This window comes from Mycobacterium sp. E787 (assembly GCF_001668725.1).
In the GTDB taxonomy this organism is placed as follows: domain Bacteria; phylum Actinomycetota; class Actinomycetes; order Mycobacteriales; family Mycobacteriaceae; genus Mycobacterium.
In genome coordinates, this window is sequence record NZ_LZKL01000054.1 from 1 (window position 1) to 1062 (window position 1062).

General features: G+C 70.2%; 1 protein-coding gene. It reads left to right on the plus strand.

Features of this window, described 5'->3' with window-relative positions:
• On the plus strand, nucleotides 1-1062 hold a 1062-nt coding region (locus tag A5705_RS11010), incomplete at both ends, for an HAD-IC family P-type ATPase (RefSeq protein WP_156763094.1).

Below are 1062 nucleotides of genomic sequence, written 5' to 3' on the forward strand. Positions count from 1 at the left end.
GGCGCTGGAATGTGACGAGAGCATCCTGTCGGGGGAGTCCACCGGCTCGGAGAAGTCACCGCAGCCGACCCCGGCCGGCGCCGAGCTGGCCGATTCGACCGACCTCGCTTTCATGGGCACCATCGTGAGCGCCGGGGAGGGCACCGGGGTGGTGTACGCCACCGGCAGGGATGCCGAATTCGGCCGCATCGCAGCGGGTTTGGACAAGCGCCAACCCGAGACCGATTTCCAGGTGGGGCTGCGCCGGTTCTCCTACCTGCTGCTGCAGGTCGCGATCGCGCTGATGGTGGTCATCCTGGTCAGCAACCTGCTGCTGCACAAGCCGATCATCGATTCGGTGCTGTTCTCGCTGGCGATCGCGGTCGGCATCACGCCGCAGCTGCTGCCCGCCGTGGTGAGCACCAGCCTGGCGACGGGATCGCGACAGCTGGCCAAGGCCAAGGTGCTCGTCAAACGCCTGGTGTGCATCGAGGACCTGGGCGACATCGACATCCTGATCACCGACAAGACCGGCACGCTGACGGAAGGCCGCATCCGCCTGGTCGGCACGATCGATCCGGCCGGTGCGCCGGCCGAGCCGGTCCGGCGGCTCGGGCTGCTGGCCACCGACGTCGACCCGGAATCCGGTGTGGTGAGCGCCAATCCGCTCGACGCCGCGCTGTGGGACTCCCCGCAGCCACAGCAACTGGTGGGCGGCGCGGTGCGCCGCGTCGCGCTGCTGCCGTTCGACCACGAGCGGCGCGCGACGTCGGTGTTGGTCGACGACGACGGCAACCGCCTCCTCGTCGTCAAGGGCGCCCCCGAACAGGTCCTGGACCGGTGCGACGGGACGCCGGCGGCCGCGGATGCGACCCTGGCGGACTTGTTCGCCGCCGGACGGCGGGTGGTCGCCGTCGCCACCCGCCCGGCCGCCGAGCTGACGGAGCTCACCGCCGACGACGAACACGACCTGACGCTGGCCGGCTTTCTGGTCTTCGCCGACGAACCCAAACCCGCGGCGCGCCAGTCGCTGGCACAGCTGGCCGAACTGGGCATCGAGGTGAAGATCGCCACCGGCGACAA